Genomic DNA, 8,363 nt, shown 5'->3' with positions numbered 1-8,363 from the left:
CAATGTCATCAACCTAAGCTGCAGCCCTGCCCAAGGCAAGCCCCCCGAAGCAGCCAGCCGCCATGGCCGTCGGGCGATGACCAGGCCTCTGCCGCTCAATCAGGCGGTCTAGCTGGGCTGGCGGTGATGTGATCATCGTCTGTTCCGGCTGTCTAGGCGAGATTTCTCGTCCTCCGGACGAGCCTATGCCGACCGCTTGTGGCCAGCTTTTTTTGCACGGAGGTTGGGCGGTGGTGTTTCTTCAGCGCGTCGGTTTGTAGCCCTCACAACCTCGGCTGGCTGCGCGTTTGCGTTGGCGCGCAAAGCTACGGCCTGAGCGTACGGCACTGAGGCTTTTAGCCATCAAGGCCAGCACATTGCTCAGCCCCTGAGCACAGTGCCGCACCAGCAGCTCGACCAGGGTATTTTTGAGCCGTGACACGCCTTGGGTGAAGTTGACTTTCCATCGCAGCTTGCGACCTTTGTGGCGCTGTTCGATGACCGGCTGTAGCAGGTGCTGCATCAACAGCGCCAGGTTCTTCAACAGTTGAGCGGCATGAAAGTCCTGCTTTACAGCGGTCACGCTGCGGCCGCTGAAGTTGTCCAGCGTCAGGGTTTGTTTGAGGCGACGGAAGTCGGTTTCGATGCCCCAGCGGCGGTGGTAAAGCTCGGCAAACACCTCAGCGGGAAAGGCTTCTCGATCCAGCAGCGAGGTCAGCAATACTTCGCTTTCGCCGTTGGCCAACTCGACCCGGATCAGTCTCAGCTCGATCTGGCTGGCAGGATCAACGCCAGCCTCGGAGCAGAACAGACGTGCTTCAGGATGGTTGGCCACGAAAAGCTGTGTGTCTTCAACTTGGCCAGAGTGTAGAAACGCTTTGACCTGGGCGTTATAGCCACAGGGCAGGCGCATCAGAAAGTGCCGCTGTTGCTGCGCGAACAGCGCGAATAACCAGTGCCCAGGGTAACCACGGTCAAACAGCGTCAGGCTGTCAGCCGGCAGGTGCTCAAGGTGCAGATGGGCACAGTCGCGCTCACCGACTGTCAGGGGCACGATCAGGCTATGCAAGGTTTGACCGTCAGCGACTTCGTAGAGTGTGGACAAGCGAGCCATGGGAAAGCCAGAGTGACTGCCAAAGAAGGTCGCCATGGTCGACTCCAGGGGTAAATGCACGGTCGAGCCATCCACCGCGAGCACCCTCAGCCCACGCCACTTCTGACGCAGCCCGAAGCAGTCAATTTGTTGCTGCAGGAGGCGATTGAGACTTTCAAATACCTCGGGGTTGAGCTTTTTGCGCGCTTTGCAGAAGGCCTGCGCAGTGACCATTTGCGTCTCAGTCGACGCCTGATTGAGTACGCGATAGAACTGATCGAGTTCGGTTTGCAGGGCCGTGCGCGGCTGATTGAGCAGGAACAGGACGAGGTTCTTGAAGGTGAGCTGGCGTCGGCGGGTAAAGTCTTGAGGATTCTGGCGGTGGGCGGCGATGAAGGCGGGACAATCGAGCGGGCTGGTTATTTTTTGTACAATTTTCAAGCCAGGGTTTGGCTGGCGGTGTCAAGCGATGCGGTATAGGTAGTCAAAAGGGCTTCTCCCATGCACTGATTTGAGCGCTAATTATATGATATTTATGGATAATTTCCAAAGTTGATGACATTGGGCTCCACCCTGCTCCTAATGAACGACTTGTAATCCAAACGCATTCCTTGTGGGCATTGTCCGGTAATTAACATCAAAGTAGCATCAGGCCAGCCTACAGAAACCGATCTCAATGGATATGGTGCATGCACGATACGATCAATACGGACACTCGCCCCTCCCGCAGCGAGAGAAACATATCGCCTTTCTTAGCCAAGGCTGGGATACCTCGCACAGGTGAAGATCGGCTTCCGGGATATTACTGCGAGCAACAGAAAATGTGGGTGGTCGACACAGAGCAAGGCACACAGCCCATTATCAATGAGCAGGCGCTCTCGCAGTTGCTGACCAAGACGCGAGCGCACGAAGAGGAAGATGACGATTCCTACCTTGCGCTTGAACTGATGACCAAGACCCATCAGCAAATCGAGAGTGACGATGACACCCGGCCCACGGGGTACAGCAACCTCTTACAGCTAGTGACCAAAACTGAATCGGTTCAAGAGGTTGATGACAATTACTCAGCAAGCCAACTGCTGGAGCTGGTCACCAAGACCAAGGTTCAACAGGAAGCAGACGATGACGGCTTCCAGTCCTTTGGGTTTCATTGCTGACCAGGACGGATCAAGTTAGGGAAAACGAATGCTGTTATTAGTCACAAATCGCCGCGACATCACGGTCGATTACGTCGTGGCCGAGCTGAAGCGCCGGCAGACTTCCTTCTTCCGTCTGAACACCGAAGAGCTATCGACGGCCCGCTGCACAATGACTGCATTTCCCAGAAACGCCTGGTCACTGTCCTTCGAGGGACCAGTGCTTCAGGGATCCGATGTCAAAGCGGCATATTTCCGACGTCCAGCCCCCCCTACTGGCAACGTCAGCATCACCGATAACGGCGAACGGGAGTACGCGGAAGCAGAATGGGGCGCCTTCCTGAAGAGCTTGTATGCACGCCTGGAAGGTCTTTGGCTCAACGCGCCGATGGATATTTTCGCGGCTGAAGACAAGCCAAGGCAGTTGATGCTCGCGAGCGAGATTGGCTTCAACGTACCGCAAGCAGTGATCACGAACGATATCGCCTCGGTACGTGAGGTAGTCCAGGCAGGGCCTGCTATCGGAAAGCCACTTAGGCAAGCGCTGATCAACGGCGAGCAGGAGCGGGTGATTTTTACCACTCGACTGGAGGATCTTCGCGACAGCGACGAAGACGCCATTTCGCTGGCCCCCTTCATTGCCCAGACCGAGATCAAAAAGCAGTACGACGTCCGAGTGACAGTCGTAGGAAGCCAACTTTTCGCAACCGCGATCAGGTCGCAGGAGTACGAAGAAACCACGGTGGATTGGCGCCAGGGTAGCCGGTCAGATCTTAAGCATGAGCGCATTGAGCTTCCTAGCGAAGTTGAGGAGCAATGCACTGTGCTCATGAAGCACCTGAACCTACGTTATGGGGCGATCGACCTAGTGTGCGACCAACAGGGCAAACTGTGGTTCTTGGAGATCAACCCGAATGGACAATGGGCCTGGATCGAGAACCTCACCGGGTACCCAATTGCCGCCGCGATCGTTGATGAGCTTGAGGACATCGCCCGATGCCAAAGCTAATCCCAGCATGGCTGTGGCCCCGCTTGACGCCTTCATCACCAGAGGATGAATCCCGACAGCAGAAGTGGCTTCGAAGTGAGCAAGAAAAGGTCGATCAAGGATCTTGGGCAGATAAAAGTGATGTTGCGCTGGAGGAGGCACGTAGGCTCTTTGACGCTGAGCATGAGCGCCGCCGAGGGGCAGACTCCAAAGCCGGCCTTTATCTCGCAGCAATTACCGCGCTGATCCCTATCCTAGCCACAATCCTTCCTGGACTCTGGAATGATCAGATCAGCAGAACCCTGAGAGGCACCCTGCTTGGGATCTTCATCTGCGCACTGCTCTATCTGATGCGTGCCGGGTTGTGGGCCTTGCAGACCATCAAGACCACGCCTGCGGCACAGTTAGGTGCAGGCGATATCGCTGAAAGCTTCAGCTCCGATAAGCCTGAAGAGAAGCTTGTGAAGCAGCTGCTGAGTGCCGTGATTTACAACTTCACTGGTACGAACCAGAAAATCAGCTGCATAAAGATGACGCACGAGTTTTTGCTGCGAGCCTTCTTTTGCTTCGTGGCCTTTCTGGCCATTCAGGCAGTTTGGCCTGCGGCAGCTTGGGCGATTGGTCGGATTCATAACGAGATCATCACCCCGCTAATGAGCTGTTTCCCTTAGGCCCCGCGCCCCTAGAACGCTTGGCTCACCTTGCTCACGTCGTGACAGCATTATCTAGAGCTCCACTTACACGGAGCTCTTTGTATGAACGACCTCACGATTTGCCTGGACTGCGGTCTGCCTTTTGGACCAGTGGAATGGAGCGCGGACCTCTCCGGCATCGGTGATGACTGCTCCAACTGGGCAACCTTCGTAGACGATGAGGTGTGCCAATGCGCCGTCGAGGATCACGATGATTGACTCTTTGGCCAAGCCTCCCCCTGACCTGCAGGCCGTGAGCGATCAGAAGCCTCAACCGGCTTGCTCGATAATCGTGTTGGCCTTGAGCTCGGCCATATCAATCTATTCGCCCTGGAGAGCCCCATGACATTTCGCGTCGAAACCCTCTTCGATCAGACCCATACCTGCTCCACGGGTCATGATGATCCTGATCACATCACCGACCGCGACCTGCGCACCTGGACTTGTTCGCCCCCCTTCGCGACGTCTTCCAGTGCCGTCAGATGGCCTACCTCGATGCGCAGGCGATCGGCGTGCAACTGGTGACCCTGCGCAGCGAATCCGTGCGTGGCAACTTTGTGTTCCCCGGGCCGGATAGCCGGGGCCACCATCCGCCGCAAACTGGCGGCGCTGGCCAGCCTGTTTGATCACCTGCTGGAATCTAACGCGGGAGCCGGCGGCAACCCGGTACACGGGTTACGCTTATCTCGAATCCGACGCCGAGCGGGGGCCTGGGCCGGGTCCATTATTTCGCTCGCTACGCGGCCGTGACCTGTCCGGTACCGGGATCAGTGCGAACGGGATCTACCTGCTGGTGGCCCACTGGGCCAAGGTCGCGGGGATCCAGACGAGGGCTTGGGGGTGCACGGACTGCGCACCACGGCGGCAATCAACGCCCTGAAACACGATGCAGATATCGCCAAAGTTCAGGCCTGACTGGGTCATGCCAACATCAGCACGACCCGCCTATACGATCGCAGGGGCTGCGGCCAAGGATTCGCCTACCTACAAAGTGAAGTATTGAGGCTGTGCTCATAGCCGCTATACCGCATCAGGAACTTTGCCTAGACGAGGATCGGCGACCGTCAGGCCTCGGATGAAGTAGGCCCTGAACGCAGGCTTTCCGTCCTCGGGATGGACCATATCGGCGTGCAGCAGCCCGATCGAATAGAGTTCCGACAAGCCGGCTCGAACGTCCGCCCGTCGAACTCCCGTGTGCTCCACGATTTGCTCGTAGGTCAGAGCAGTCCAGTCAAATTTGTTGCTCCGGCGCGCAATCAAAATCACATAGATCTTCAAAGCGGCCAAGCGTATTGCACCACGATTCCCCAACTCTTTAAGGCGAAGACGGAGGAGGTCGAAGGGAAGCTTCGCCCAGTAATTGTCGCCCACCTCATTCACCGTATAGCGGTGCGCGTGATCGCCAGCGATCGTAAGGATCTGCATGTCCGCAAGCATTCGAAGTCCCTTCGAGATCATGGGCCGCGAAAGGCCGGTGAGCAGCTCAAAATCGTTATAGGACACAGCAGCCGTGCGGGTGTGGAAATCGGCCTGCAGCGAAACCGCGAGTAAGCACTTCAGCGCAGCAATGCTTGTTCCCGCTTGTCCGCCGGCCTTGAATGCCCCCAGATCGCAACCAGTGGTCCGCGTCCATCCGGTTGGGAGCTTGCTGAATCGGTAGGCCATATCAGTCCTTCTTCGAGCCGGTGAGATGACGTACAACCTGGTAGATCACCACCAGGGCAACAATAGAAACGCAAGACACCAAGACAGCCGGATCGGCATGGGAAAGGGTACTTGCAAGTTTGGAAATGGAATCCATGGGTAGGCCCTCATTGGCTGAATGTGTGTCCATTCCACCCTACACCACAGATGTTAATCTAGAATAGGTGCCAGCCCTTTCTATGCTCGTGATCTCTGTAAGCCTTGTTGTGAAAGGGCTATACGAGCTAATCGGGAAAAAATGAAAATCCCAAGTTGGTTAACGAGATGGGGAAAAGTACCCATTTTTGGTAAATGGCAAAGATGGTGAAAATTCCTCTTAGTAAATGGGAAGCACCTAAAAACTCCTAGCGCTCTAAAAATCTTGGCTAGGGACGGCCCGATCAGGCGCCACTGACGCCCATGCACAAGGTCGGCACGTCCACTGGCTTTTGGGAGAAAGCGCGTAGGCGCTTCGTCAGTGCCGGCGTCGACTGACCGTGGACATTCGCACTGGCAACCAAGAAGACGAACAGCAGCGCTGGCAGCACCTGGCACCAGAACACGAACACGAACACGAACACGAACACGAACACGAACAGAATGAGGGCCTGGGGATGCACGGACTGCGCGCCACGGCGGCGATCAGCGCCTTGGAACCATGCAGATATCGCCAAAGTACGCATTCAATCGGGGGCAGCATCAAGATGCAATACGCGATGGTTTGAAGGCTCTCAAGCTTCGCTTCTGCGATGATGAATACGTCCAAGGATTTGAAAAGGTCGGCGCCGTAGCCTACGCACAGTTTCTGGGAGCCGATGATGAAAAGGAGTTGATGAGGGAGAACGATAGAACTGCAGTAACGGCTTCGCTGAAGCTGTGAGTACGCGGCTCGGGCCGCACGGGCCCTCAAGTAGCGATACATTCGAATCGCACCTAACATGGCACTAAAGTCATGAGATTATCTACCGCCAGACAAGGAGGGTCGAAGTGCATCTTGTGCGTGTTCGCGTCCGGAACTTCAGAGGCATCGCCTATGGCGAGGTCAACCTCGATGGACACACTGCTTTCATCGGTGACTGCGAAATTGCATCTAACTTGACCAGTCAATTGCATCCATGTTGACCACTGTTTGCATCCGACTTGACCTGTCACGCCGAAGAGGCGACCGGCAGAGAACGGCCGATTCTGTTGAAAAAGTAGCTTCAGCGGCAGCCTGCCGATCAAGTGTGCCTGCTATCTAAGTGGCTGCAAGCCACTTCAAGTTGCCTTCCGGCGTTTCACTGAGCGTCCTTGCTCAGGTTTGAGGGTTAATTTGAGGGTTTCTGCTCGCAGCAGGCGTACCTATCCCGTGAGCGGTGGCCCTTGAGGCAAAAGCTTGGCCATGCGTCGCAGGTTCTGCACCGTCGCCGCCAAAGTGAATTCGTCAGTGGCACCTGTCAGGCCACGCAGTCGTAAACGGTCGAGTTTCATGATCCGTTTGAGGTGGGCGAACAGCATCTCCACCTTTTTTCGTTCGCAGCGAGAGACGAGGTATTCCGGTGTCTTGGCGATGCGCCTGGCCACATCGCGGGCAGCCTCATGGATGCTGCGGACGATCTTCCGATTCGGCGTGTTGGGGCAGCATTTCGCTTTCAAAGGACAGGCGGTGCAGTCGGTTTGGCTGGAGCGATAAATGATGGTGTTGGCCTTGGTCACCCGCGATCTTTTCTGGGTGAAGGCGCGCCATTCACTGCGTAGTGGTTTGCCGGCTGGGCAGCGATATTCATTGGCTTCCTGATTCCAGTGAAAGTCCTTACTGGAGAGGCTGTCGTCCTTGCGCTCAGTCTTGTCCCACACCGGCACATGCGGCTCGATGTCCTTCTCTTCGACCATCCAGGCCAGCATCGGGGCAGTGCCATAAGCGGTGTCGCCGATAAGGCGTTCCGGTGTGAGGTCGAACTGCGCTTCGACACGCTCGACCATCGTTCTAGTCGAATCGACTTCGGCGGTACGGTGCGCCGGGGTAGCTTCCACATCCATGATCACGCCGTGCTCAGTGTCGATCAGGTAGTTCGTGGAGTAGGCAAAGTAGGCCGGGCCGCCTGGCGCTGCTGTCCAACGGGACTGAGGATCGGTGAGCGAAATTTTCTTGGGAAGAGCTTCAGCCAGCGCCTCTTCATCAAGGGCTTCGAGGTACTCGCGCACGGCGCGGCTGCTGAGTGCTGGATCGCGCCAATCGACTTCATCTCCTGCTACCCCACGTTGCCGGCTAGCATCCGCCTTGATGATGCTGGCGTCGACAGCGAAACCTTCACCCTTGACCAGACCGGCCGCCATGCAGCGCCGCAGCACTTCATTGAACAACCAGCGGAACAGATCGCTGTCACGAAAACGCCCATGGCGATTCTTCGAGAAGGTCGAGTGATTGGGGACTTCGTCTTCCAGACCCAGCCGGCAGAACCAGCGATAGGCCAGGTTCAGGTGCACCTCTTCGCACAATCGCCGCTCGGAACGAATGCCATAGCAGTAGCCGACGACCAGCATGCGCACCATCAACTCCGGGTCAATCGAGGGACGCCCGATGGGGCTATAGAAATCTGCCAGGTAGGCACGCAGATCACTGAGATCCAGGCACTGGTCGATGCTGCGCAGGAGATGTTGGGCCGGGACGTGATCTTCCAGATTGAACGAGTAGAACAGGCGCTGCTGTCCTCCCGGTAACTGTCCCATCATGCTGTTCGCCCCCAGGCTCGCTGACAAAGCAATTTTGCCAACGGCATGGGGAGGTCGCTACTTTTTCAACAGAATCGGCC

Annotated in this window: 10 protein-coding genes and 1 pseudogene; 6 read left to right on the top strand and 5 right to left on the bottom strand. The window is 56.5% G+C overall.

Features of this window, described 5'->3' with window-relative positions; genetic code table 11:
* Positions 1 to 241: 241 nt before the first annotated feature.
* Entirely contained in the window at positions 242 to 1,513 is a 1,272-nt protein-coding gene (locus tag ACTJJX_RS34495) for an IS4-like element ISPa1635 family transposase (protein WP_004423958.1), read from the bottom strand.
* 248 nt (positions 1,514 to 1,761) lie between these two features.
* On the opposite strand from ACTJJX_RS34495, the gene ACTJJX_RS34490 reads away from it, so the two are divergent.
* From ACTJJX_RS34490 to ACTJJX_RS34465, 6 genes and pseudogenes are all read left to right on the top strand, one after another.
* A complete protein-coding gene (locus tag ACTJJX_RS34490) occupies positions 1,762 to 2,229 on the top strand; it encodes a hypothetical protein (protein ID WP_019396500.1) in 468 nt (155 codons plus the stop codon).
* A gap of 28 nt (positions 2,230 to 2,257) precedes the next feature.
* Positions 2,258 to 3,217: a hypothetical protein gene (locus ACTJJX_RS34485; protein WP_003109827.1), complete on the top strand. Its 960-nt coding sequence runs from the start codon at positions 2,258 to 2,260 to the stop codon at positions 3,215 to 3,217.
* The gene (locus ACTJJX_RS34480; protein ID WP_003109828.1) at positions 3,205 to 3,867 is read left to right on the top strand and encodes a hypothetical protein; all 663 of its coding nucleotides are present in this window, start codon (positions 3,205 to 3,207) and stop codon (positions 3,865 to 3,867) included. Before ACTJJX_RS34485 ends, ACTJJX_RS34480 begins: the two co-directional genes overlap by 13 nt.
* An 84-nt stretch (positions 3,868 to 3,951) precedes the next feature.
* Positions 3,952 to 4,107 (top strand): hypothetical protein, encoded by a 156-nt coding sequence (locus ACTJJX_RS34475; protein WP_003109829.1) that lies wholly within the window; start codon positions 3,952 to 3,954, stop codon positions 4,105 to 4,107.
* Positions 4,108 to 4,370: 263 nt separating this feature from the next.
* A complete protein-coding gene (locus tag ACTJJX_RS34470) occupies positions 4,371 to 4,514 on the top strand; it encodes a hypothetical protein (protein ID WP_003109831.1) in 144 nt (47 codons plus the stop codon).
* Positions 4,462 to 4,891: pseudogene (locus tag ACTJJX_RS34465) on the top strand (tyrosine-type recombinase/integrase); the annotation flags it as partial. The gene ACTJJX_RS34470 and the pseudogene ACTJJX_RS34465, both read left to right, overlap by 53 nt.
* Positions 4,892 to 4,908: 17 nt before the next feature.
* Here ACTJJX_RS34465 and ACTJJX_RS34460 read toward each other — a convergent pair.
* The 4 genes from ACTJJX_RS34460 to ACTJJX_RS34445 all read right to left on the bottom strand — a co-directional run bounded on the left by ACTJJX_RS34460 (position 4,909) and on the right by ACTJJX_RS34445 (position 8,283).
* Positions 4,909 to 5,553, bottom strand: coding sequence for a hypothetical protein (locus ACTJJX_RS34460; RefSeq protein ID WP_003109833.1), 645 nt, complete (start codon positions 5,551 to 5,553; stop codon positions 4,909 to 4,911).
* A 1-nt stretch (position 5,554) separates the two neighbouring features.
* Positions 5,555 to 5,689: a hypothetical protein gene (locus tag ACTJJX_RS34455; RefSeq protein ID WP_023082484.1), complete on the bottom strand. Its 135-nt coding sequence runs from the start codon at positions 5,687 to 5,689 to the stop codon at positions 5,555 to 5,557.
* A gap of 283 nt (positions 5,690 to 5,972) precedes the next feature.
* A complete protein-coding gene (locus tag ACTJJX_RS34450; RefSeq protein ID WP_171885275.1) occupies positions 5,973 to 6,191 on the bottom strand; it encodes a hypothetical protein in 219 nt (72 codons plus the stop codon).
* 721 nt (positions 6,192 to 6,912) lie between these two features.
* Positions 6,913 to 8,283 (bottom strand): transposase, encoded by a 1,371-nt coding sequence (locus tag ACTJJX_RS34445; protein WP_146538033.1) that lies wholly within the window; start codon positions 8,281 to 8,283, stop codon positions 6,913 to 6,915.
* Positions 8,284 to 8,363 lie beyond the last annotated feature (80 nt).

The sequence above is a fragment of the Pseudomonas sp. 22490 genome (genome assembly GCF_052044465.1).
GTDB lineage: Bacteria > Pseudomonadota > Gammaproteobacteria > Pseudomonadales > Pseudomonadaceae > Pseudomonas > Pseudomonas aeruginosa.
This window is presented reverse-complemented; position numbering and strand designations above follow the sequence as displayed.

What these genes read in the sequence shown, in the direction of transcription:
- ACTJJX_RS34485 (WP_003109827.1), top strand. Translation starts at nt 2,258, where the DNA reads ATGCTGTTATTAGTCACAAATCGCCGCGACATCACGGTCGATTACGTC.
- ACTJJX_RS34445 (WP_146538033.1), bottom strand. Translation starts at nt 8,283, where the DNA reads ATGATGGGACAGTTACCGGGAGGACAGCAGCGCCTGTTCTACTCGTTC.
- ACTJJX_RS34460 (WP_003109833.1), bottom strand. Translation starts at nt 5,553, where the DNA reads ATGGCCTACCGATTCAGCAAGCTCCCAACCGGATGGACGCGGACCACT.
- ACTJJX_RS34475 (WP_003109829.1), top strand. Translation starts at nt 3,952, where the DNA reads ATGAACGACCTCACGATTTGCCTGGACTGCGGTCTGCCTTTTGGACCA.
- ACTJJX_RS34490 (WP_019396500.1), top strand. Translation starts at nt 1,762, where the DNA reads ATGCACGATACGATCAATACGGACACTCGCCCCTCCCGCAGCGAGAGA.
- ACTJJX_RS34470 (WP_003109831.1), top strand. Translation starts at nt 4,371, where the DNA reads ATGGCCTACCTCGATGCGCAGGCGATCGGCGTGCAACTGGTGACCCTG.
- ACTJJX_RS34480 (WP_003109828.1), top strand. Translation starts at nt 3,205, where the DNA reads ATGCCAAAGCTAATCCCAGCATGGCTGTGGCCCCGCTTGACGCCTTCA.
- ACTJJX_RS34455 (WP_023082484.1), bottom strand. Translation starts at nt 5,689, where the DNA reads ATGGATTCCATTTCCAAACTTGCAAGTACCCTTTCCCATGCCGATCCG.